This is a genomic window from Candidatus Auribacterota bacterium, assembly GCA_026392035.1.
Taxonomy (GTDB): Bacteria; Auribacterota; Tritonobacteria; order UBA1439; family UBA1439; genus JAPLCX01.
In genome coordinates this window covers 1-22,168 of the sequence record JAPLCX010000073.1, presented here as the reverse complement: position 1 = coordinate 22,168, position 22,168 = coordinate 1, and the positions used below count along the sequence as shown (strand labels likewise).

22 protein-coding genes, 1 tRNA gene and 1 other RNA gene are annotated in these 22,168 nt (G+C 57.1%); 17 read left to right on the top strand and 7 right to left on the bottom strand.

Annotation, left to right across the window (positions count from 1 at the left end; translation table 11 throughout):
• The 5 genes from NTX71_07735 to NTX71_07715 form a co-directional block, all read left to right on the top strand.
• Positions 1-528, top strand: a 528-nt coding sequence (locus tag NTX71_07735; GenBank protein MCX6339795.1) for a PQQ-binding-like beta-propeller repeat protein, incomplete at its 5' end; no start/stop codon positions are given.
• Between the two features lie 225 nt (positions 529-753).
• Complete coding sequence (locus tag NTX71_07730) at positions 754-1,182, top strand: hypothetical protein (protein MCX6339794.1); 429 nt, start codon at positions 754-756, stop codon at positions 1,180-1,182.
• Positions 1,183-1,562: 380 nt separating this feature from the next.
• A complete protein-coding gene (locus NTX71_07725; protein ID MCX6339793.1) occupies positions 1,563-3,107 on the top strand; it encodes a M36 family metallopeptidase in 1,545 nt (514 codons plus the stop codon).
• Positions 3,108-3,213: 106 nt separating this feature from the next.
• Positions 3,214-4,248, top strand: a complete 1,035-nt coding sequence (locus tag NTX71_07720; GenBank protein ID MCX6339792.1) for a hypothetical protein — start codon at positions 3,214-3,216, stop codon at positions 4,246-4,248.
• A gap of 124 nt (positions 4,249-4,372) precedes the next feature.
• Complete coding sequence (locus tag NTX71_07715; GenBank protein ID MCX6339791.1) at positions 4,373-4,888, top strand: NUDIX domain-containing protein; 516 nt, start codon at positions 4,373-4,375, stop codon at positions 4,886-4,888.
• 61 nt (positions 4,889-4,949) lie between these two features.
• Here the strand turns inward: NTX71_07715 and NTX71_07710 are convergent, their stop codons facing one another.
• Positions 4,950-6,914: a PAS domain S-box protein gene (locus tag NTX71_07710; protein ID MCX6339790.1), complete on the bottom strand. Its 1,965-nt coding sequence runs from the start codon at positions 6,912-6,914 to the stop codon at positions 4,950-4,952.
• A gap of 370 nt (positions 6,915-7,284) precedes the next feature.
• On the opposite strand from NTX71_07710, the gene NTX71_07705 reads away from it, so the two are divergent.
• From NTX71_07705 to tsaB, 5 genes are all read left to right on the top strand, one after another.
• Positions 7,285-8,295 carry a CPBP family intramembrane metalloprotease gene (locus tag NTX71_07705; protein ID MCX6339789.1) on the top strand — a complete coding sequence of 337 codons (1,011 nt, stop codon included), beginning with the start codon at positions 7,285-7,287 and terminating at the stop codon, positions 8,293-8,295.
• 140 nt (positions 8,296-8,435) lie between these two features.
• The gene (mtnA, locus tag NTX71_07700) at positions 8,436-9,482 is read left to right on the top strand and encodes an S-methyl-5-thioribose-1-phosphate isomerase (GenBank protein MCX6339788.1); all 1,047 of its coding nucleotides are present in this window, start codon (positions 8,436-8,438) and stop codon (positions 9,480-9,482) included.
• A 201-nt stretch (positions 9,483-9,683) separates the two neighbouring features.
• Positions 9,684-10,625, top strand: a complete 942-nt coding sequence (gene thiL, locus NTX71_07695) for a thiamine-phosphate kinase (GenBank protein ID MCX6339787.1) — start codon at positions 9,684-9,686, stop codon at positions 10,623-10,625.
• 10 nt (positions 10,626-10,635) lie between these two features.
• Positions 10,636-11,085, top strand: coding sequence for a tRNA (adenosine(37)-N6)-threonylcarbamoyltransferase complex ATPase subunit type 1 TsaE (gene tsaE / locus NTX71_07690; protein ID MCX6339786.1), 450 nt, complete (start codon positions 10,636-10,638; stop codon positions 11,083-11,085).
• 149 nt (positions 11,086-11,234) lie between these two features.
• Positions 11,235-11,918 carry a tRNA (adenosine(37)-N6)-threonylcarbamoyltransferase complex dimerization subunit type 1 TsaB gene (gene tsaB / locus NTX71_07685; GenBank protein MCX6339785.1) on the top strand — a complete coding sequence of 228 codons (684 nt, stop codon included), beginning with the start codon at positions 11,235-11,237 and terminating at the stop codon, positions 11,916-11,918.
• Positions 11,919-12,114: 196 nt separating this feature from the next.
• Here the strand turns inward: tsaB and NTX71_07680 are convergent, their stop codons facing one another.
• Both NTX71_07680 and NTX71_07675 read right to left on the bottom strand, forming a co-directional pair.
• Complete coding sequence (locus NTX71_07680; GenBank protein ID MCX6339784.1) at positions 12,115-13,155, bottom strand: SGNH/GDSL hydrolase family protein; 1,041 nt, start codon at positions 13,153-13,155, stop codon at positions 12,115-12,117.
• A gap of 19 nt (positions 13,156-13,174) precedes the next feature.
• A complete protein-coding gene (locus tag NTX71_07675; GenBank protein ID MCX6339783.1) occupies positions 13,175-14,377 on the bottom strand; it encodes a glycosyltransferase family 4 protein in 1,203 nt (400 codons plus the stop codon).
• A 137-nt stretch (positions 14,378-14,514) separates the two neighbouring features.
• Here NTX71_07675 and NTX71_07670 point away from each other — a divergent pair, with 137 nt between their 5' ends.
• A complete protein-coding gene (locus tag NTX71_07670) occupies positions 14,515-14,928 on the top strand; it encodes a hypothetical protein (GenBank protein ID MCX6339782.1) in 414 nt (137 codons plus the stop codon).
• 153 nt (positions 14,929-15,081) lie between these two features.
• Here the strand turns inward: NTX71_07670 and NTX71_07665 are convergent, their stop codons facing one another.
• The 4 genes from NTX71_07665 to NTX71_07650 form a co-directional block, all read right to left on the bottom strand.
• Positions 15,082-15,645: a GDYXXLXY domain-containing protein gene (locus NTX71_07665; GenBank protein ID MCX6339781.1), complete on the bottom strand. Its 564-nt coding sequence runs from the start codon at positions 15,643-15,645 to the stop codon at positions 15,082-15,084.
• Between the two features lie 4 nt (positions 15,646-15,649).
• On the bottom strand, positions 15,650-16,693 hold the full coding sequence (locus tag NTX71_07660) for a hypothetical protein (protein MCX6339780.1): 1,044 nt from the start codon (positions 16,691-16,693) through the stop codon (positions 15,650-15,652).
• Positions 16,694-16,744: 51 nt separating this feature from the next.
• Entirely contained in the window at positions 16,745-17,452 is a 708-nt protein-coding gene (locus tag NTX71_07655) for a DUF2157 domain-containing protein (GenBank protein ID MCX6339779.1), read from the bottom strand.
• Between the two features lie 182 nt (positions 17,453-17,634).
• Positions 17,635-17,711 (bottom strand) — tRNA-Val (locus NTX71_07650).
• A gap of 603 nt (positions 17,712-18,314) precedes the next feature.
• Here NTX71_07650 and NTX71_07645 point away from each other — a divergent pair.
• The 6 genes from NTX71_07645 to NTX71_07620 all read left to right on the top strand — a co-directional run bounded on the left by NTX71_07645 (position 18,315) and on the right by NTX71_07620 (position 22,123).
• On the top strand, positions 18,315-19,085 hold the full coding sequence (locus NTX71_07645; protein ID MCX6339778.1) for a C4-type zinc ribbon domain-containing protein: 771 nt from the start codon (positions 18,315-18,317) through the stop codon (positions 19,083-19,085).
• Between the two features lie 192 nt (positions 19,086-19,277).
• An RNA gene (gene rnpB / locus NTX71_07640) (RNase P RNA component class A) lies at positions 19,278-19,644 on the top strand.
• Between the two features lie 457 nt (positions 19,645-20,101).
• Positions 20,102-20,953, top strand: coding sequence for a DUF1566 domain-containing protein (locus tag NTX71_07635; protein ID MCX6339777.1), 852 nt, complete (start codon positions 20,102-20,104; stop codon positions 20,951-20,953).
• 132 nt (positions 20,954-21,085) lie between these two features.
• Entirely contained in the window at positions 21,086-21,334 is a 249-nt protein-coding gene (locus NTX71_07630) for a hypothetical protein (GenBank protein ID MCX6339776.1), read from the top strand.
• Positions 21,335-21,341: 7 nt separating this feature from the next.
• On the top strand, positions 21,342-21,551 hold the full coding sequence (locus tag NTX71_07625) for a hypothetical protein (GenBank protein ID MCX6339775.1): 210 nt from the start codon (positions 21,342-21,344) through the stop codon (positions 21,549-21,551).
• The gene (locus NTX71_07620; protein ID MCX6339774.1) at positions 21,548-22,123 is read left to right on the top strand and encodes a nucleotidyltransferase; all 576 of its coding nucleotides are present in this window, start codon (positions 21,548-21,550) and stop codon (positions 22,121-22,123) included. The genes NTX71_07625 and NTX71_07620 overlap by 4 nt, the downstream gene beginning before the upstream one ends.
• Positions 22,124-22,168 lie beyond the last annotated feature (45 nt).

Here is a 22,168-nt window from a genome sequence, read left to right as displayed (position 1 = left end):
CCTGCGCTTGGGAGTGACGGGTGGCTTTATGTCGGGTCCGGCTATTATGATAACAATATATACTGCCTGAACTCAGCGGGCGGGCTGGCGTGGAGTTATAGCGCGGCGTACTATGTGTATTCCTCTCCTGCGATTGGGAGTGACGGGGGGGTTTATGTCGGGTCTAATGATAATAATATGTACTCCCTGAACTCAGCGGGCGGGCTGGCGTGGAGTTATAGCGCGGCGGACTATGTGCCTTCCTCTCCTGCGATTGGGAGTGACGGGGGGGTGTATGTCGGGTCTAGTGATAATAATATGTACTCCCTGAACTCAGCGGGCGGGCTGGCGTGGAGTTATCGCACGGCGAACAATGTGCAGTCCTCTCCTGCGCTTGGGAGTGACGGGAGGCTTTATGTCGGTTCTTTTGATTACAATATATACTCCCTGAACTCAGCGGGCGGGCTGGCGTGGAGTTATGGCGCGGCTGGCTGGGTGCTTTCCTCTCCTGCGCTTGGGAGTGACGGCAGGCTTTATGACGGCTCTTAAGGTGATTATAATATATACTGCCTTGAGCAGGCGCCGACAGCCACTCCCACGAACACCCCGACCAGCACGCCGACGGAAACGCCCACTCAGACACCAACTAACACGCCAACGATAACGCCCACGCCGACAGAGACGCCGACTCAGACACCGACTCAAACTCCAACACAGACGCCGACCAGCACGCCGACGGAAACGCCGACTCCGACTAATACACCGACGGCCCAGATGTCTCCTACGTCGACACCTTCGGCTACGCCTCCGGCGCCCGTGCCGCCGCTGGTCATCGGTCCGGGGCCGCTGACGGCGGGCCAGCCGTTCACGCTCGGCATCGCGTTGATTGAGAATATCACCAGGCCATTCGACTTTTATCTCCTCGCCGAGACCCCCGCCGGGGTCTACAGGATCTACTTTAATGGATCGCTCAAGAAGGGGATCAAGCCGATCTACAAGAATGTGCGCAGGTACAATGCGCCGTATTTCAAGACAGTGAGCCCGAAGGTCAGGATCCCCGCATCCATGAAGGGGAAAACGATCACCTTCTATGCGGCTGCTATAGAGGCGGGCAAGAAGCCGCCCGTGAGGAAACTCTCTGATCTCACACCCACCACTCAGTACGTAATCATGTTTGATAAGAAGTCCAAAATCGTCAGCTGATACTCAACGCCGCCCGCGCTCACACTGAGGGGTGGAGAGAAGAGCCGTTCCCTTCACCCCGCTTTATTGACGTATAGGATAGTGTGGGTTTTTCTTATAATGCAGTCATTGCGAGGGAGTGGAACGACCGAAGCAATCCGCGAAGCGTCGCGAATCACGAAAACCTTCGCGACGTGGCGATCCAGCTTAGATCCCTCGCAGTGCTCGGGACGACCCTTGGGGTCGGATTGCTTCTCCCGCTTCGCGGGATCGCAATGACAACCTGAAGCCCACACTTTCTCCTGCACGATCCGTTCTATGTCAGTTGCCGAAATGATTTGACGGGGCGAGCACACAGGGCGATAATAGGGTGAACCCGCGGGGACACCATGATTCGCCCCATGAGCAGTTCTCTCAGCAGGAAGCCGTTTGTCACCACCGCACGCGTGGCGAAAGGATTCCGCTCAGCCCTCCCGCGCAGAGATGAAATACGCTGGTGCCGTTCCATTCATGACCCCCTTCCCGCGGCCAGGGAATCGGGAATGCCCATCGCTCCTCCGCCCGCGGGGGCCGAGGGCGCCCCGAACATAACTGAAGCGATTGACTTTCTCCATGCCCACGGGGATGCGCTCGGCATTCTCGATCCCTCATCGCTTCAATTCGTCCGTCTCTGGCGGAGCGGGAGCGGCACTCACGTCCGCTTCCAACAGGTGTATCAATCACTCCCGGTCATCGGCGCCCTCCTGGATGTGCACCTGGACCGGAGCGCTGCGGTATGCATGGTGGCGGGTATCTACCACGGGCGCATCAGGCTGGAGCGCCCGGCGGCGAGAGGCGCGGCAATCACAAAGAAGGACGCGATCCGGCGCGCGCTCGAAGACCTCGGCCGCGCATCACGGCTGCGGGCGGAGGTGAAATGTGTCCAGCTCGTCTATTCGAGCCGCGGTGGATTTCGCAGGGTGTACAAGATCGTGCTGCCGGTCGCGCGGCCGCTCGGCAACTGGGTGTACCTCATTGATCCGTTCCGCGGGACCATTCTGAACAGCTACAACACGATGCGGTTCGCCCACGGGAGGGGGAGGGTGTATCTGACCAGCCCCATCGAAGATCCCTCGCTCACTGTGGTGACGCTGGACCGCCTGTGCAGTCCGGTTGAGCTCAAGGGCGCCCACGTGGTTGTGATCAACGAGGATTTCCCCGAGGCGCGGTCTGAGGACGGGTCGTTCCTCTATACACCAGCCGATACGCATTTTGACGAGGTAATGGCCTACTACCACGTTGACCGGGTGAGCGCGTTTTTCAAAAAGCTTGACCAGTCCCTCGGAAAGGTGATGGCGGCGAAGGGCAGCATCAAGACCTTCGTGCATGCCGGCGATGCGATGGACAACGCGTACTACGACCCCTCCACCAACAGCATTTGCCTCGGGGACGGCGGCGGCGCGGAGCGCCTCAACGACCTCGCCAAGGAAGCGGCGGTCGTCTACCACGAGTACACCCACGCCGTCCTCGATCGCGTGAATCCGCACCTCAAGGGGACCGAGGCCGACGCGCTGCATGAGGGCTACGCTGATTATTTCGGCTGTTCACTGACAGATGATCCGCAGATAGGCGAGTGGGTCGTCGCCCCGGCGAGAAAACCGTACCTCAGGGATTTGACCAACGGGAAGAGATATCCGCGCGACCTCGAGGGAGAGGCCCACGCGGATGGCGAGATATGGGGAGGCGGATGCTGGGACATGCGCCGCTCACTGGGTGCGGGGAAGGCCGACCGCATCATTTATGAGAGCATGCACTTCCTCCCCGAGTTCGCGCGTTTCCAGGACGCCGCGCTGGGAATCATGCAGGCCGCTGAAAATATGTATTCCAGCCGAGACAGGGGAAGAATAGCCGAAATCATCGAAGAGAGAGGACTGGACTACAGTTCAAGGCACAAGGTTAAAAGTTGAAAATGCATCGGAGTTTCGCGCTCATAACAGCTTCAACTTCGTACTGCTGGTGCGTTGCGTGCGCATGTATTATTGACAAACTCATCACCCCGTTGAGGAGGAAGCTATGAATATTATCTACCCTGTCGTCCTTTCGCTGTTCGTCATGGCGCAGCAGCCTGCCGAGGAGCGTGACCTTGCCGCGCAGCCGAAGCTGGAAGAGCGCGACTTTGCCACGCAGCTACCTGTTGAGAACGTTGACGTGGTGATAATGAACAGCCTGGATGCCGGGCGCTCTGAGGAGCTGCTCAAGGTGCTCTTCGGTCAATTCAAGGTCAAACCGCGCTACGCCCTCGCCGTGTTCCCGCTTCCCGGCGAAAAGAAGCCGCGCCTTGTGTTTATACGGGGGAAAGATGTGGACGTCGCCCTTGTAAAGAAGGCGCTCACAGCGATGGACGAGGCGTCGCGTCTTGGCGCCCCGGAAACAAAAGGCCCCGCGCTCGTACTTGTTGACATCAAAGAGGTGACCGCCGCGGAGATGAGGCGGAGGCTCGTTGAAACCGCGGCTCGCGCAAAGCTCCTCCTGAGTGAGGAGGACTTCATTATATATCCCGAGGGGGAGTCGGGGAGCCTCTTCTTCATCGGCGATCCTGAACTGGCTGACCGCGTCGCGGAGATGAGCATGGGGCTGGACAGAGCCGAGCCGTCGGGCACGCTGGAGCGCGCGAAAATTTACGCACACCAGCTCTGGGGGGAGACGGTGAAAGCCTTCGGCGGTCTTTTTTCCACCGTGCTCTCGGCAGTCGCCCTCCTCCTGCTCCATCTGATCCTCTGCCATCTCCCCTTCATGGGGTCACGCTACAAGCGCTCTTTCCGGCTCTTCTGGGAAAAGCTCTTTGCCTCGTTCAAGGGTCAGGATCTCGCGTGGGAGATCATCAAGGCCGCCGCGGAGCTCGGGGTTGCTTCGACTGCGCCCTTGATTCGCGGTCAGCGTGAGGCGGCGGCAGGCGCAGTGCCCTCCGCTGTATCTCATGAGGTGAGGGAGCGGGCCATACAGGTCGCCTCCACTTACATCCGCTGGCGGGGCATTGACGCGGAGAGCCCGGAGGTGCAGGCGCTGCTCGAAGCCGCCATCGATGCCGAAGATGCAAAAAGTCGCTAATTCTATGAAGCTCCTCCCGTATATTATTTCCCTCGCCCCCTTTAGGGGGAGAGGGGACAACCGCAGTAGCTAGTTTCTCGTTTCCAGTTTCAGTCATAAAGGACACAAGCCAGGAATTCTGATAATGAAAGAAGAGCTGGGGATGTACAAGGTGAGCCCATCAGAGAAACCGCTCGCGGTGGTGATCGCCGCGCTGATTCACGATGGTAAGATTCTTCTTATACGGAGACGTCGAGGAGACTATGTGGGTCTCTGGGGATTGCCCGGGGGAAAGGTTGAAAAGGATGAACACCTCTCCCAGGCCGCGCTAAGGGAAATTGCCGAGGAGACCGGCATCGAAGCGGAGTTCAAAGGCTATCTCGGTCTTGTCTCGGAGCATTTGAAAGAAGATGGAAAAGTAACACAGCATTTCTTACTGCACCTGTGCGAGCTGATGCCGCGCACGACCGTGATCGCCCGCAACGGGGAGGGGACGCTCGGCTGGTTTCGTCGTGACGAAATTGCCTCTATTCGGGATCAGATTATCCCGAGTGACTTTCTCATCATTCAGAGGATGGTCAACAGTAGGGACAAAACATATTATAACTGCGTGCTCCAAAAATCGGGAGGCGGCTATACTTTGAAAGCATTCAGCGGCTAGGCTGCCGAACGATCTCTTGAACGCGCGCCACTATCGGTGTTGATCCAGCGGCGATCGCTCATCAGTGACCTCCGAAGGGAATCGCCACCGTGAATGTGGTTTCCTTCCCCTCCTTGCTCTGCGCGCGGATTTCACCTCCGTGTTCCTGGATAATCCCGTGGGCGATGCTGAGTCCAAGCCCTGTTCCCTGCCCGAACTCCTTGGTGGTGAAGAACGGGAGGAAAATTTTATCCATGATCTCTGCCGGGATAGGGGGGCCATTGTCGCTGAAGGAAACCGCTATAGTTCCATCTTTTAATGCGCTCGTCACGGTGATCCGCCTGATGCCGCGCTGTTCTTTCAGGGCGTGGTGGGCGTTATCAATAATATTGAGGAAAACCTGCTGTATCTGATGGGGGTCCATGATGGACGCGGGGATGCTCCTGTCCAGGTGTGTGACCACCTCAATCTGATCGGCTTTGAGCTGGTAGCCTTTGAGATCGATTGACTTTTCGATGATCTCGTTGATATTGCTGAACTCTTTGTGGGGAGCGGATCTCCGGGCGAATATGAGGAGGTTCTTAACCAGACACTGGCAGCGGATGGCCTCTTTATAGAGGCGTTGAACGTCTTCTCTGAAATCTTTCGGAGACTCGGCGTGCTGGAGAATCTCGGCGTATCCCAGCACCCCCGTGAGCGGATTGTTGATTTCGTGGGCGATGGCCGAGGTAAACTCACCGAGGGCTGAGAGCTTCTCTTTCTGGATCAGCTCTCCCTCCATCCGCTTCCGCCGAGTGATATCCTCGCATATCCCCGCATACCCGATCAGTTCACCTTTCTTATTTTTGATCATGCACATCCGGAGGAACACAGGGATGATCTCGCCGGACTTTTTCCGGTTAAAGATTTCACCTTCCCAGTATCCGTTCTGAGCCTCCTCGCGCACGCTCCTCCCGAGATCGGAAGGGTTGCCGGATATCCCCTCGAAAATCTCTCTCGCGAGCTGGCCGATCATCTCTTCCTCGCGGTAGCCAAGCATCTTCTGCGCGGCAGGGTTGGCGTAGATGATCCTCTGGTTCAGGTCGGTGATGATGACGCTCGGGCGCATGGTCTCAACAACGCTCGCGAGCTCCCGCATCCGCTTCTCGAGTATCAGCCGCTGAGATATGTCGCGGCAGATTGCGAGGATGATCTCCTTGCCTGCATGAGCGACAGCGGTCGCGCTGATGTCTATCGGAACCCCTGTGCCGTCTTTCCTGAGCATCTCAACCGTGGTGGGGGCGCCCGATCCTCCGGGGGCTTCTCGCAAGGATCGCGAGATCCTCTCGAACTCACCGGGGAGGTAGAGGCGCGAATGCTTCATGGCGAGCAGCTCTTTGGTGCGATAGCCGGTGATGGCCTCAGCCATGTGGTTTGCACTGAGAATGCGATCCTCTGCCGGATCGATGGTGAAGATCGCGTCGCTGGCGTTCTCAAAGAGATTGCGGTACCGTTCTTCTGACTGCCTGAGTTCGTCTGTTTTTTCCGAAACGAGTTGCTTGAGCGCCTTGGTGAATTGCTGGACGACATTTTCGGCTTTCTTCTTTTCGGTGATATCGCGGAGTATTTCGATGATGACCGTGCTCCCGTCCGGCATGGCGAATGGGGCGGCGGAGGATTCGTACCAGAGCCCATCTCTATACTGCGGAAAGTAAGTAAAATATTCCTTCCCCTCATGGAGGATCGCCCGCACCGGGCACATGGCGCACGGACTCTCACGCCCGATAAATGCACGGTAGCACTTTTCCCCGGTTCTATTGCCGAATTTCTTCCGCAATTTTCCGTTCATGAAGCGGATGGTGTAATCGGAATCCTCTATGACGACGAAGAATGGGAATGCCTCGAGCACCTCGAAGAGATCGGAGGCTCTGTCACGGGCGAGGCGGCGCCTGCGCGGAGCGGGTGGCTTCAGCGCGAGCGCCAGGCCGGGAAGAATGGCGAAGGAGTACCGCAGCGCGGTGGCGAGCTTGAGGAGACCGTCATGGATCGGATATGACAACGAAAGCATGGGTGCGGCTCCATTATGGATGCGGCTGCTATAAGTATATCCTAAGAGAACCTGGCGGTCAAATTGATACGGACAGGACATTCCCCGGAAATGACAAGCGCAATCACGGGATATCCTTATCAGCAGTGAGATACAAAAATCACCAAATGAAATTAACAATGTCTCATGGATAACCCAGAAATAATGTTTCACCACGGAGATCTTTAAAAACAGCAACAATAGTTTCCTGTTTCTGGTCACTAGAAGGAGACTCTCCGTGGTTAAAATTTGAAGGTTCGCAGCGAAAATGGGGAAACTCCATGGTTAATGGTCTTGCCGCTGATACGCCGGGAATGCTACCATCATCACTCGGCTACCGCGGGGGTGATGGGTGGGAACCACACAACGGTCACAGTGCTCCTGGCTCACGTTGTTCCTCTTCGCGCTTTTCCTGCTTCTGGCAATACCCTCCATCACTGAGTGGAGCGGCGCGGGGCATCCGGTCAGGGGCGAGGCGCGCCGCATCCCCAGCGAGATTGAGATTCTGCGGGCGTTCGAAAAGGCGGCGGAGGGGTCTCATTTTTTCAAGGCAGCATCCTCGGCGTTCACTCTCGTCGTATTTCTCGGGATACTGATCGATATCCGTTTCGTGTGGCGTCGTATAATGAGGGGCGCCCCATGGTCGCTCGTTGAGTCTGCTGTGGGGTGGGGGCTTGCTGACGTCGCGAAGGTAATTGTTGTCTTCTTCATGGCGTTTTTCTCGCTGGCTGCGTTCTATCCCATGTGCGGGTATTGCCATGGGGGAGCCTCCGATATCTCTTTCACCGTCACAGTACAATTTCTCGCCGAGCTCGCCGCCCTGTGCGTTCTCTTCCAGTGCGTTTCCTCGCGATGGCGCAGCGCGCTCGGTCAGCTCGGCCTCGCTCCAGGGAATGTCCTCAGCCATGTCGCTACCGGCGTGAGGGGCTATGTCGGCTTCCTCCCCCTCCTGCTCCTGCTCACCTGGTTCACCGAGGCGGCGGCACGCCGTGTGGGCGTCAGGCTCGATCCGCAGGAGCAGATAGGCTTTTTCTTTGCCGATCTCTCATCGCCCTCGCTTGTGTTTCTGGTGGTCTTCGTGGCGGTTGTGGGGCCGGTTTTTGAAGAGGTCTTCTTCCGCGGTTTCGCCTACCAGGCATTGCGGCGGCGCTGGAGTCGCTGGCCGAGCATTGTGTTCACCGCACTCCTTTTCTCGGCGCTCCACGCGAGCTTCTCCGTCTTTCTGCCGATCGTGGGGCTCGGCGTGCTTCTCGCCTGCGTCTTTGAATCGAGCGGCTCGCTCGTGCCCTCAATCGTTATCCACATCTGCCAGAACAGCGTCGCGGTGGTCGGCGCCCTCCTCGTCCGTTCGCTTTCCATGTGAGAAGGTGGCGCGGGATGTGGTACAATTTCTTCCTCGCTCGCCTGATAGAGAGCGTGTCCTGAGTGAGGGCGAAGAGATAGTCTGGGCGTATTATTCTGTTCCTTCTCGATTGCTTAATAGCTTGTTTTGAGAGGATCACCATGGGACTCAAGACCATTGACTGGGTCAATGGAAGTATGCGGATCGTCGATCAGCGGCTGTTGCCCGGCAAGCTCATCTATCTGAACTGCGCGACCCCGGAGGACGTGTGGCGCGCCATCAGGAGCCTCGCGGTGCGCGGTGCGCCGGCGATCGGGATTGCCGGCGCCATGGGGATCGCACTGGGAATGCGCCGCTCCCGCGCAAAAATTTTCAAGAGTTTCATGAGGGAGCTCAGGCGCGTTGCCGGCTACCTCGGCACCTCGAGGCCCACTGCGGTGAACCTCTTCTGGGCGCTCAAGAGGATGGTGCGCGCTGCCGAGCGCAGTGGGACAGATGATATCCCGGAGCTCAAGCGAATCCTCGAACGGGAGGCGATCGGGATTTTGAGAGAGGATAATGAAATGTGCCGCAGGATCGGGAAGGCCGGTGCGGTATTGCTGAAGGACGGAGACACGGTGCTCACGCACTGCAACGCGGGAGGCCTTGCCACCGGCGAGTACGGAACTGCGCTCGCGATCATTTTTCTCGCGCATGAACAGGGAAAGCGCATACGTGTTTTCGTGGATGAGACGCGCCCGTTGCTCCAGGGAGCGCGTTTGACCGCGTGGGAGCTGATGCGCGCGGGGATCGATACGACGCTCATCAGTGACAGTATGGCGGGGTGGGTGATGCGTGAGGGGAAGATTGACATTGTCATCACAGGGGCGGACCGGATCGCCGCAAACGGTGACACGGCGAATAAGATCGGAACCTACAGCCTCGCCCGGCTCGCGGCGATCCACCGGGTGCCGTTTTACATCGCCGCGCCATCCTCAACGGTGGACCTCGAGATATCCTCCGGGAATGAAATACCGATCGAGCAGCGGCATCCCGACGAGGTGAGGAAGATCGGCGGCCAGTGGATCGCGCCGCGGAATGTGCGCGTTTACAATCCTGCCTTTGACGTGACGCCCGCGCGTTTCATCCGGGGGATCGTCACCGAGAGGGGAATCATCCGCCCGCCGTATAAGCGGAACATCCCCGCAGCATTTAAAAAGAAAAAATGAAACAGGATGCACGCAGATACACGCGGATAACATGATTTTGAACTATCTGTGTGAATCCTGTTCCTGGCACATTGAGCGGCAGGTGGAAACAAGGATAACGATAGTGAAACAGGATGCACGCGGATACACACTGATGACATGATTTTGAACTATCTGCGTGCATCTGTGTGCATCCTGTTCCTCTTGGATAACTTTTTTCTCATGAAACTCAAAGACATCGGCGAATTTGGACTGATCGACGAGCTCAAAAAGCGCGCCTTCATCGGGGCAGAGACCGTCGTCGGCATCGGGGACGATGCCGCGGTCCTCGCCTCTCCCCGCGAGGGTATGCTCACGCTGCTCACCACGGATATGCTCGTCGAGGGAACTCATTTCGACCTTTCCCAGTCAACCCCCTACCAGGTGGGATGGAAGGCGCTCGGCTGCAGCCTGAGCGACATTGCCGGGATGGGGGGCCTGCCGCGCGCCGCAGTGGTATCGCTCGGCGCACGAGGCGACGTGACGGTTGAATTCTGCATCGAGCTCTACCGCGGGATCAACGATCTCGCGGGGCGCTTCAGGTGCGGCGTGGTGGGTGGCGATACCGTCAGGAGCGGACAGGCGCTGGTGATTTCAGTGTCAGTGGTGGGGGAGGTGGAGCGGGACAGGGTTGCCCTGCGCTCGGGGGCCCGGTCGGGCGATTCGGTGTGGGTAACGGGTCGCCTCGGGGGCTCGCTCAGGGGGAGGCATCTGAGTTTCACTCCCCGCATTGAGGAGGCGAGGTTCCTCGTGGGGCGTTTCCCCGTGAGGGCGATGATGGACCTGAGCGACGGACTCGGGAGCGACTTGTACCGGATGGCGGAAGCGAGCACGGTCGGGTTCCGCATCGAGCGCGAGCGGATCCCGGTCAGCCCCGATGCGCGCGAGGGTGCAGACGAAGCATCCGCGCTCAAAGGGGCGCTCTATGATGGGGAGGATTTCGAGCTCCTCTTCGCGCTCCATCCCTCCTGCAGGGAGGAAGAGTTCACCCGTGAGTTCTCTTCACGTTTCACCTGCGGCGTGAGTCGCATAGGAACGGTTGTTGATCCCGGGCGTGGCATCACGCTTATCGGTCCCGAGGGGGAGACACCGCTGGAGGAAAGGGGGTTCTCTCATTTTGACTGAGCAGGGGCTTGTGGTTATTTCGAGGGGCGTTGAGGAGACCCGCGCGCTCGGCGTGAGGATAGGCAGACGGCTCAGAGAGGGGGCGGTGGTCGCGCTCCACGGCGAGCTCGGCTCGGGCAAGACCTGCATGGTGCAGGGGATCGCGGCGGGCCTCGGTGTCGCCCCCTCGGCGTGTGTGAATAGTCCCACCTTCGTCATCATCAATGAATATGACGGTCCCATCCCCTTCTACCACATAGACCTCTACCGCGTGGCGAATGGGCGCGAGCTGATTGACCTCGGCTGGGAGGATTACCTGGACAGGCGCGGGGTCATCGCGATTGAGTGGGCGGAGAAGATGGGTTCGCTCCTCCCGCCGGATCACATCAGCATCAGGATCGAGGTCACGGGCGAATCAACCCGAAGGATCAGCATATCCGGTAACAATATTAAAAAAATGATGGAACAGGATGCGCGCTGATGAACACTACAGTTGAAAGCACAAGGTGTAAGGTTTAAAGCACATAGTATAACGTATTGAGATTTTTCACCATGCATACAGCAACCTTCAACCTTACACTTTAAGCTTTTTGCTGTTGCGAGATGTGTTCATCTGTGGTTAATGCAATTATGAAGATCCTCTGTATTGAAAGCTCAACGCAGCACGCGAGCCTCGCGGTCGTTGAGGGCGACACGGTCATCGCGGACGCGAACCTCCCTGACGGGGAGAGGCACTCAACCTCGCTGCTCCCGACGCTGGACGCACTCCTCAAGGCGCACGGCGTGGGGCTTAAGGAGCTTCGCGGAATCGCGGTCGGTATCGGCCCCGGCTCATTCACCGGCATCCGCCTAGGGTTGGCGACGGCGAGGGGACTGTCGCTCGCGTTGAATATACCGATCAGGGGTGTGTGCTGCTTCGACAATCTGCTCTCAACATACGAGGGGGCGGCTTCCAGGGTATGCCCGCTCGTCAATGCGCACAGCTATGGCTTCTATACAGCTCTGTACGAGAGGAAGGGGCGCTCATTCGCGCACGCCAGAGAACCTTTTGTCTGCCAGCCGGCGGAGTTCGCGAAGATACTGGAGGGGGAGGTGTTCTTTATGGGGCCTCACCTGAGCATCTTCAGAGAAGTGCTCGCTCAGCTCTTCGGTGAACGAGCCACGTTCGATAGTTCGGACAGGTTCCCGACTGCCTCGTCCGCCGCACGCCTCTACGAGAGTCCCGTCGCCCTCCGCGATGAGCCGCCAGGCACCGTTGCGCCCCTCTATCTCCTCCCGGGCGTACGGGTGACGTCTGTCAGCCGGAAACCGTGATAGTTACGCGGCGTCGCTGCGCCGCACCGATGCGGTATCCTCCACCAGTCCCTCCCCCTGAGAGAGGTTGTCTCAATACTGACATGGAATGCACCTTGAGATAGCCTCTGTGCTGGGAATGAGGATTCACCCGGACAAACTGAAAGAGGACCTGATATTTATTCCGCTACCCCGCAACTCCCTACCGGCGACCTCACTATTTCGGGGGGGCCTTCGGGAACACGATGTCCGTATCCGACCTTTTCCCCTCCGGCGTCACCCCGCTCCTCATCAGCTCCTGCCAGAGCGCCTCGGCCGCTATCCGATCTGCAAGTTCGCTCGGGTGCGGGTCTTTATCAGGAACATATTCAAGGCTGCTGTGGTCCATCTCCTTCAAATGAGGTAACAGGTCAACATACGGCAATCCTGCCTTTTCCAGTACGGAGTGAAGCTTTTCGTGAATATCGGAGAATGGATAGTTATCGCCCCACCCGTAAGGGAACAATGGGAAAATGACCACTCGCACAGGGATATGGGAGGTCCGGGAAAATTCCCCTAAATCGAAAAGGGCAGCCTTTGCCTTCTGCCATCCCGGATATGTGTCCCTGTAAAGCTTATGAAAGTACTTTATGTGTCCGCGCATCACTTTGGTATTGAATAATCTCTGCGTGACCAATCTGACCAATGTGGAATGATTGTAGAAGAAAGATGCCCATCCCTCTGGCTTTGCAGAGATTCGGTAGTAACATTTGTCCCTGAGCTTGTGCAAGTAGTCGGACCCCTCCTCCCAGTCCTCCGGGTCATTGAGGCAATAGCCCAGAATAGCCAGGTCGGGCTTGAGTGCGTCGGCATGGCGTTTGAGTACCATGACCTCTTGGGGAGTTGACCTGCCCCCCCTGCTCATGTTGACAACCTGGTAAGTTACTCCCTTGGTATTTCCGCAAAAATTCAAATAGTACTCGAGCTTTTTCGGGTAGCTATCCTCGAAACTTACGTATCCCCCCTCGGTAAAGGAATCTCCCGTCGCTATAATTCTGAACACATTCCGCCCTTTTTGCAGGGGATATTCAAAGTCCTGATACCCCAGCGAGTTATAGGGCATGAGAGCGGTCCTGAAGAGGGGCATATCCATGCGTGGGGGCTTCTTCTCCGGGATCAGGCGGACGGCGATCTCGATCACGATCAGTGACAGCGCGACACTGATGAAAAACGCCGCAAGTTTAAGCAGCAGCAGTTTGCACGACGATTTCGAGTGCATGCACCCTCAAGAGAATCCGTTATTGTGGCGATGTGTCGAGCGCTGGTTTAAGATACCCGTCCTCGACGAGCCGCCGTTCCGCGAGGTCACAGAAGGCGAAGGCGGTCCTGTCGAAGTCCTCGGGCGAGTAGCGGGTGCGGGCCACGTGGAGGGCCCGCGCGCCGAGATTCGCGCGGAGCGGCGCGTCCGATGCGAGCCGCGCCATGGCCCGGGCGAACGCCTCTGGTTCGGGGGGGACAAGGAGGGAAAAATCAGGGGAGAGGACCTGGCTGTGGGCCGGCATGTCAGTCGCGAGGATGGGTTTCCCGGCCTGGAGATAGGAATAGATCTTCATGGGCGTGTTCACGCCTTGAGTGCGGGGGGAGACGAGGACGTCGGCCTCCGCCATGAACGCTCCGAGTCTCTCCGGCGGCTGCTCCCCCCTGAAATGGACCCGGTCCCCGATTTTTTTTATGCGGCAGACCTCCCTGTAGTACGTGACATGCTCCGGGTTGCCGCCGATGATCTCGAGGGAAGAGTTGCTATCAGACCGCGCAAAACGGGAGAAGCCCTCGAGGAGCAGATCGATTCCCTGGTACTTCTCCAGGTTCCCGATATACATGAGGGAGATCTGATTTGCGGAGCCGCCGCCGATCTTCCCCCGGGGTGCGCCATGGATGGGAGGTGCGCACAGGGGCGCATCCGGGAGCACCATGGCGTGCCGTGCCCCCTTCGAGCAGGCGTAGTCGCGCAGGGCGTCGCACACCGCGAGCACGGCATGAGCTTTTCTGATGACAAACCCCTCGAGTCCCTGTAATATCGGCAGTAGCGGCTTCAACCCCGGGTGTGAGTCGGTCATCTGTTCGGACAGGCAGGAGTCCATGTCGTAGGTGTACGGGCAGCCGGTTGCCCATTTGATGAGCAGGGCGATGAACGCGGACTCTTCGACGGCGTGGACCAGGTCGTACTGCGCATGCCGCGTGATTCGCACGGCCTTCACGGAGAGCGCCATGTCGCAGAGTAGCTTCTTGAGAGAGAACCCCGGACGTACGCCGCGCGCGCCGGGAATGCGGGGGATGCGGAAAACGCGCACGTTGGGGATCTGGACGTCGGATCCCTCATGGAACGTCAGGATATCCACGCGCCATCCCTTGCGGGAGAAAGCCTCGGCGAGCCGCTTCACGGCGATGGGGGTCCCCCGCAGCTGGTAAAACGGCTGAGGGGCCAACAGCAGTACTTTCATTCGCGTCTCCGGCAAAGAATTATTACGTTGAAATACGCGATAATATGGTACTATTAACGTAAATAATGCTTATGAATGCAAGCAAAAAAGAACGCACTGTAGGAAGGCCCCCGAAGTTCCTTGAGGAGCGCCGGCCCGTGACGATGACCCTGCCGGTGCGGGTCATGGAGTTTCTGAAGACCGTGAATCCTGACCGCGCGCGGGCGATTGTCAAGATCGCGGACGCGGCGGCCACGGGCCTTTGCGGCAGAAAGCCTGTGGAGATCGTGGAGGTTGCCCCGCACCGCGGCCTGATCATCGTGGCGGACAGCGCGCTGCTCCGGAGCATCGAGGGGCTCCGCCTTATAGAGATCGCCCCCGCCCGGTTCCTGATCACGGTAAATTCGGGCCTGGCCGTGGAATCTCTCGAGGTCCAGATCCAGGACATAATCGAAGAGGGGAACGGGGGTGCGGAAGATATCGAACTGCTGAAAGAATTACTGCATCAGCTCCGCCATCAGCGCCGGCGCAGGGCCGTCTCGAAAGAGGAGCTCCTCATCATCAGCATATGAGGAGAAAAACGGTGACATCTTACCTGGCAAATTCTAGCAGTAATGGATGCAACACAAATATGATGTCAAGCAAAGCAATAGTATAATATTGACAACATATTTGTTATGTAACTGGTGTGCTGGGAAGGAATTAGGTATGATGCCACAGAGTTATTACGGCCATGGTTTGCCGTCGAGGTGAATCTTCCTCAGCACCGCTTTACCGTTCCTGTCAATGGCCACGCGGGCAAAAGACTCATTCATCATGCGGAGGGTGATTCCCTTCCCCTTCCCCTCAGGGATGAAGTATTCCTCGATGCCGTATACCAGATGTATGCGTGAGCCGCGGGGCAGCTTCGAATCTGTCCGCGATGCCCCGCTCGCAAGTCCGCCGCTCGCCACCGTGCCCTTGAGGAACACCAGGGCATCTCCTTGAGGCGTGGTTCTCTGCGCCGCGTGCGCCGTCCAGAACTTGCCTGATTGAAGGAGGGTGACGTACACGGTGTCCCCGTTCCTCACGGGCGTGCCCTGCAACAGGCCTTGATCGAGGTTCGAGATCGCATACTGGAAGGTGATGTAATCCCCGCGAATCATGTCCCTCGGATCCAACGGCTCGATCTTCAGGAGTACCTCTGCTCCACCCCTGAGTATGGAGACTTTGTACGCGATCATGGTGAAGATGACTGCGAGCTGCATGGTTATCGCCATGATGAACCGGGTCCGCTTCGCGATCGCCATACGGTCAGGAGCTCCTTTCGGCTGCGCCTCTGACGCCCGAGATCATGTACCGCCGCCCCCTCTCCATGAACCAGCCGACTGCGAAAAGGAGGATGCCCGCGCCTATGAAGAAAATGCTCTTGTCGAGAAATGTGAAGAACCAGTCGAGGTACTTCACGATGATGAGCAGAAACAGGAACAGCGCGCCCAAATTGATGAGCCACTCCTCCCTGCGCAGGTAGCCTGAGAAGATGAGCCCCAGTAGCTCGAGAAAAACCGTGATATTTAACAAGGTTGCCCACACAACCCCCGTGGCGGAAAGGACGTGGCCCGAGACTAATTCCTGTTCGGGAAGAAACGCAATGGCGAGGAATAGAACGGCGAGCAGAACTATCGCGATGGTCTCGGTGCGGAAGATCGATCCAACGCTGAGCGAATAAACCGTGGACGCGGCGAGCGCCGCCAGGAGCACATACAGCGATCCACCAACCTGCCAGGGGCCGCCGGAAGGGCCTCTGGTCATCTCCTCGAGCGCTTCGATGCCAGGCCTGGTCGAGAGGAAGAATAGAACGCCGGTTATGGGGACGATCCCGAAGATGAGATACATGAGGGCGAACCGCTTCGCCTTCGGGCTCCTGCCGTGCACGTGGCCGAGCGCGTAGTAGAGGAGGGTGAAGAGCGCTACGCCGGCGAAGATCATGGACGGCTTGAGGTCCTTTCCGTGGCCCCATTCATACGTGCGCATTCCCCACCAGACCGGTAAGGCGAGGAGGCTGAGGGCGAGGGTGTACGGAGTCTTGAATGAGTAGGCGCTGGCGAAACCGAGGGCAGTGGAAAGGAAGAAAATAGTCCACCACGAGACCGGGCTTCCCATGCTCCTGTTGAAAGAGTAAATTGTGACGGCGAGGAAGAGTGTGGCGAGCATGAGGAACAACTGGCTCGCTCCATCCTCCTTCGAGAGGGAGAGGCTGCACCGGCCGGGCCCGCCGGCGATTGCGCCCGCGGAGCGTCTTCGCCGGGAGACAAAGTAAATCACCAATGCTATGAGAAGGAGCAGTATGCTGATCATGGCTGTAATTGCCGCCACAATTATGGTCGCGAAAGATCTACCCGTGGCTTCCTAGTAAAGCCTCCTTAGTTCGGACGGCATTTTCTTCCGCACCGCAATGCCCGCCGCGAGGAGCGCGAGCGTGGCGCCCAGCAGCAGCAGTGGTGAGGTGAGCAGGAACGGGTTATAACCCTGCATGTTGCCGAAAATACCCATCGGATAGCCGACCAGGGCGACAATGCCTATCGGGATGGCGAGATAGAAGAGCGAGAACGCATCTGCCGCAAAGCCCATCGCAATCACCCCCGCCATCCATAGTATGAAGCCATCGGGCCAGTTCGCCCTCATGTGGAACATCTGGGCGACGAGGAAGATCCCCGCCCCATACATGAAAGAGCCGAGCAGGAGCAGCGCCTCCCCCATTTTCGCGAGCCGGGAACGCTCCCTGAAGTGCCAGGCGCCCGCGTCGATCACCAGCATGGCTGAAACGATGGTCGCGACTTTGGTTACCCTGCTCATCCCCTTCCAGTTGGCGGCGATAAAGGAGAAGACGCCCGCGGCGATGAGGATGGCGCCGATGGTGAGGATGAGCCGTATCGTCCGTTTCTGGGTGTCTTCCCTCTCCCCGGTGGAGGTGATTTCGCCGAATGCCTCATGTATCATCTGAACCGTCAATCCGCGGTCGAGGAGCTCCCTGTAGATCTGCTCATTGGATTTCCCCTGCGACAGCGAGGTGAGGATGGATTCGGTGAGGGGCTGTGTTTCTTCTGGGGGTCCCATGGTAACCGCTCTCTTCTGCCACAGACCCTGCGGCCTAAAGACAGATTGAAAAGAGAACAAGGAGAGCTCGTTTCACTCCCTGCTGCTTCCCACCGTACACTTTCAGCTTTACACTTTTGGCTGAACGGAGCTTCACATTGTGTTGCTTTGGACTTTCGGCTTTAAACTTTAGGCTGTAGTTCTGGTGGGCGATACAGGACTCGAACCTGTGACCTCTTGGGTGTGATCCAAGCGCTCTAGCCAACTGAGCTAATCGCCCAATACTGCGGGGATAAGGGAGAAGTGATGCGAGATAAGCAAGTTCCTCTATCGTTTCCATCGCCACTATAGAACAATAGCCGGCATTTGTAAATCCCATTCTACGACATCCCATTCTACGACGCCGCGCATCCCTCCCTAGCGCCTTTATCCTCGCCTACGTCTCGTAAGGAGACCCAAATTTTGATATACTGTTCGGGCGGTTGGAATTCGAATCGGCGTGGACGGGATAGAGGAGGTTTAAGAACCTATGAAGAAAGCGATGCCGCGTCCTTCTATCAGGGCAAGAAAATCAGCGCCAGGGGGCTGATTAAAAAAGAGAAGCACTATCTCCGTCTCGTGGTTGAAAGTCCAGACGATTTGAAAGTGCTTGAATAATGCTCATATTGGAGCGATCGGATCCCGCTAAGCGGGACGGATTATGACGGATATTCACAGATGAAAAGAAAGCTTCATCTGCGGCCATCCGTGTGGTTATCCGTGAAAATCCGTGGCGAACATCATTTACCGTTACCCCTGCAAAACTGACCCATTACCCTGCATGTTTGTAATTGCTTTCATCGGCGTGGTCTTTTTTGTATAATGCAGTAGAAATGGATTGAGCATGCACCAGATACAGCAGAATATTGCCCGGCTTTTGGTGGTTCAGGAAAAAGAGAGGCAGCTCCTCGATCTCGAGGAGTCAAAGGAGCGGCTGCCCCGTCTGCTCGAAGAGATCCATGGGCGGATCGCGGAGGCAGAGGGAGATTTGCATGAGATAAAAGCCAGTGTGAAAGAGCTCCAGATGAAAAAGAAAGAGCTGGAGATCGATTCCGAGAGCGCGCTGGAAGCGGTCGCCAAGTATGAAAAGCAGCAGTTCGAGATAAAGTCGAACGTCGAGTACCAGGCGCTCCAAAAGGAAATCAACGACCGCAAGATCGAAAACTCGAGGATAGAGGACAGAATCATCGAAGTAATGGAGAAGGTGGACGAGAAGGAGCGGCTCGTCAGGAGCAGCGAGGAAGCACTCACGCGAGAGCGGGAGAAGCTCGCGGCGGAAGAGAAGATAGTCTCTAAAGAAGTGGCGAAGCTGGATGCGAGAATCAACGATCTGAAGGGAGAACGGGATAAGTTGCTGCCGGACATCAGCCAGGCGATCCTGCGCAAGTACCAGCGCATCTTCGCGAACAAGCGCGACACCGCGATTGTCCCGCTCGTCAACTACGTGTGCGGCGGATGCCACATGCGCCTCCCGCCGCAGATCGCGAACAACGTGCGGAAGACTGATGAGCTGGTGATCTGCGAGAACTGCTCGCGAATCCTCTACTGGCCGGAGGGGTTGGAAAAGAAGGAGGATGCCGCAGAGCCTGTCTCCTCAGAAACGGCCGAGAAATAAAATTTCCACCACGGAGAACACGGAGACGTTGTTACGTTTATTAACCGCGGATTTTAGCAGATTAAATCTCACCATAGATGAACACACCTGCCGGCAGGCAGGGATAAACACGGATTATTTCTTGCCCTAGAAACGAGAAACTGTTGTTGCTGTTTTAAAGATCTCCGTGTCCTCCGTGGTGAATAAAGTGTTGAGGCGGGCCGGGCGGTCGCCCCAATACGTTAGTATCGGGGAGGAAAGTCCGGACTCCACAGGGCAGCGCACCCCGATAACATCGGGGCGGTTGGTCGCCCGCAAGGGTGACCGACAAGGACTAGTGCCACAGAGACGAGTCTCCGGCGGTTCTTCGGAAGCGCCGGAGGGTGAAACGCGGTAAACTCTGCGCGGTGCAAGGCCAAATAGGGGGCAAGGAGTGGCCCGCTCCGACCTCCCGCGAGAGCGGGGGTGAAGCCCCGGGTAGGCCGCTAGATCCCGACAGCAATGTCGGGACCAGAGGAATGGCCGCCGTCAGTTGCGAGAGCGATTGATACAGAATCCGGCTTACAGGCCCGCTTCAACTACAGCAACTACAGTTCCTCGTTGCTAGTTTTTGGAGAAAGACAAGAAAGGGCTTTGGCATAAGTGACGACAATTTCAAGCCCGCGTGGGAGAAGGAATGGGTTAGAAAAATAATCGTTGAGTCTGATTTGTGATGCAGTGCAGGAGGTCGTGGTGGACGGATTCCCTGAGCGATATAGACCCTGTTCCCAGTATCGGGAGCAGGGTTTCTTTTTGCTTGGGCCACGGATCCCGCTAAGCGGGACGGATTATGACGGATATTCACAGATGAAAAGAAAGCTTCATCTGCGGCCATCCGTGTGGTTATCCGTGAAAATCCGTGGCGAACATCATTTACCGTTACCCCTGCAAAACTGACCCCTTACTGTTGTCATCCCACTAAGGGGTTGCGTGTTTCCCGAAAAAGTGATAACCTTAACATGGCAATATACCAGACTGCTCACAGAAGGGAGGGGGCCGTGAAAAGATTAGCTGTGTTCTTGTGGTTTTTTGTCGCTGGGGCTTCACTGTGCCATGCTCAGGCGCCACAGGCGGAGATGCTGCTAAACGGGGCTTCGTTCGCCCGCGGCGACTTCTTCTCGGCGACGTTTCAGTTAAACAGCTCAATCACACAGCCGTTCACCGTGTACGCCGTTGTCATCACACCGCACGGCTCCATGCTCAACGCCCTCACGCTCGGGCCGAAGGTGAAGCCGGTCGCCTCGAATGTGCCGCGCCTCGACCCGCCGTTCTCGTACCCGATCATCTCCCTGAACCTTCCGTCCGGCGCGCCCCTCGGGCAGTACGAGGTCGTCGCGGTCTTCTTCGACCCCTCGAAGCCCATCACCGGGCGGCAGGCCGCGTTCCTGGACGTAAGCGGTAAGTTCGAGATTGCAGGCGATAATCCTCCTACCCCAGCCATAACCCCAACTCCAACCAAAACTCCAGCCCTAGACTGGTATCTGAAATATGGCCCGAGTGGCAGCGGTGATGTCGTGAAGATAGGGACAATGTACGTGGCGAGCAAGAAGGATGGAACGGGCTGTGCGAATGGCGATACAAAGAAGTGGCAGGACGCCATAGATTGGGCCAATGGTTTGAGTTGGCTGGATAAGGATGACTGGAGGATGCCAGCAAAAGATGAGCTAAGCGCAATTTGTGCTGTCAAGGACACAACTTCTGGTTTTACATATCGTAGTTTGGGGTACTACTGGTCCTCTACTGAGCCCGGCGCATCCGACGCATGGGCCTTTTACTTCGGCAATTGCAACGTGTACAAATCCGGTAAGACCTCCCCCTACTACGTGCGCGCGGTGCGTGGGGTCGAGTAGCCGGGGTGGGTTTGGGGTCAAATCTTTACGGCCTGTTGCCCAAAGGGCAGAAACTAAAAACTCGTCATTGCGAGGAGTCCCGTTTAGCGGGACGACGCGGCAATCTCACTCTAAATGGCATAAAAAGCGAGAATGCCGCGCAATTGCGGAAGACGCACGAAGGGAGTGGCCTGGGCAGTTGATCCCGATGGGCTCTGGCAGGTCCACGATTTTCCCACAAAGAAATGGAAGGAGATCGATCAGAAGCACGATTATCGGTACCCGGTCCTCACGCAGGTATTCGGTATCCTTATAGGAGAGGGATGGCTCACGCGGGACGATCTCGCAGGCTTATCCGAAGAGAAGATGACGGAGATTGCTCGGATCGCAGAAATGAGATGAGGCCTACATGATTCGAAACAGTAAGAAGGTGGAGCGGTTTCAGAGGGATCTCATCAAGAATGAGCGGATCCCCCACAGTAAAGCTCTTGCGATTTTCGAGGCGCTCTACAGGGAAGCTGTTTCCGTAGGGGCGATCTCCCATGCGACGATTCTCGATGGCCTCGATGTTGATGTGAGGATAGCACGTGCGGTCAACTCACTAAGTATGCCGCAATGATAGAGGAACTCCTTTCCACGGTTGCCCGTTGTCTCGACGAGCGTAACATCCCGCACATGATAATCGGGGGCCAGGCGGTTCTCGTGTACGGTTCCCCCCGCCTGACCCGGGACATAGCTATCACCCTTGGAATCACCCCCGATAAGTACGCTTTGGTGAAAGCCGTATGCGTCGCTGCGGGCTTGAGAATGCTGCCAAAGAACCCCAGGACATTTGCTGAAGAGACAATGGTTCTCCCGGCTGAAGATATCAAAGGGGGGTTGCGAGTGGATTTCATCTTCTCCGGGACGCCGTATGAAGAAACTGCGCTAAGGCGGGTGCGAAAGATCGTTGTGGGCGGCTATCCCATCAAGTTTGCCTCGCCGGAAGATGTAATCATCCACAAAATGATCGCCGGGCGAGCGGTGGATGAAGAGGATGTGAAGAACATCTTGATCAAACTTGGGAAAAAGGTTGATTCAACCTATATCCAAAAGTGGCTTAGTGCTCTGGATCATAAGTTCGGTGACGTATTATTTATGCGGCCTTTTCTTTCTGTGAACAAAGAGATAGTTTGTCGAGTAATCGTTTGAGATCCTGACGGGTGAACTTCCATTTGAAAGGTTCAGCGGATTTTT

Bases quoted from the DNA above. Each gene is read 5' to 3' on its own strand.
- NTX71_07730 (MCX6339794.1), top strand. From the start codon at position 754: ATGTCTCCTACGTCGACACCTTCGGCTACGCCTCCGGCGCCCGTGCCG.
- NTX71_07725 (MCX6339793.1), top strand. From the start codon at position 1,563: ATGAGCAGTTCTCTCAGCAGGAAGCCGTTTGTCACCACCGCACGCGTG.
- NTX71_07720 (MCX6339792.1), top strand. From the start codon at position 3,214: ATGAATATTATCTACCCTGTCGTCCTTTCGCTGTTCGTCATGGCGCAG.
- NTX71_07715 (MCX6339791.1), top strand. From the start codon at position 4,373: ATGAAAGAAGAGCTGGGGATGTACAAGGTGAGCCCATCAGAGAAACCG.
- NTX71_07710 (MCX6339790.1), bottom strand. From the start codon at position 6,914: ATGCTTTCGTTGTCATATCCGATCCATGACGGTCTCCTCAAGCTCGCC.
- mtnA (MCX6339788.1), top strand. From the start codon at position 8,436: ATGGGACTCAAGACCATTGACTGGGTCAATGGAAGTATGCGGATCGTC.
- thiL (MCX6339787.1), top strand. From the start codon at position 9,684: ATGAAACTCAAAGACATCGGCGAATTTGGACTGATCGACGAGCTCAAA.
- tsaB (MCX6339785.1), top strand. From the start codon at position 11,235: ATGAAGATCCTCTGTATTGAAAGCTCAACGCAGCACGCGAGCCTCGCG.
- NTX71_07680 (MCX6339784.1), bottom strand. From the start codon at position 13,155: ATGCACTCGAAATCGTCGTGCAAACTGCTGCTGCTTAAACTTGCGGCG.
- NTX71_07675 (MCX6339783.1), bottom strand. From the start codon at position 14,377: ATGAAAGTACTGCTGTTGGCCCCTCAGCCGTTTTACCAGCTGCGGGGG.
- NTX71_07665 (MCX6339781.1), bottom strand. From the start codon at position 15,645: ATGGCGATCGCGAAGCGGACCCGGTTCATCATGGCGATAACCATGCAG.
- NTX71_07660 (MCX6339780.1), bottom strand. From the start codon at position 16,693: ATGATCAGCATACTGCTCCTTCTCATAGCATTGGTGATTTACTTTGTC.
- NTX71_07655 (MCX6339779.1), bottom strand. From the start codon at position 17,452: ATGGGACCCCCAGAAGAAACACAGCCCCTCACCGAATCCATCCTCACC.
- NTX71_07645 (MCX6339778.1), top strand. From the start codon at position 18,315: ATGCACCAGATACAGCAGAATATTGCCCGGCTTTTGGTGGTTCAGGAA.
- NTX71_07630 (MCX6339776.1), top strand. From the start codon at position 21,086: ATGCCGCGCAATTGCGGAAGACGCACGAAGGGAGTGGCCTGGGCAGTT.
- NTX71_07625 (MCX6339775.1), top strand. From the start codon at position 21,342: ATGATTCGAAACAGTAAGAAGGTGGAGCGGTTTCAGAGGGATCTCATC.
- NTX71_07620 (MCX6339774.1), top strand. From the start codon at position 21,548: ATGATAGAGGAACTCCTTTCCACGGTTGCCCGTTGTCTCGACGAGCGT.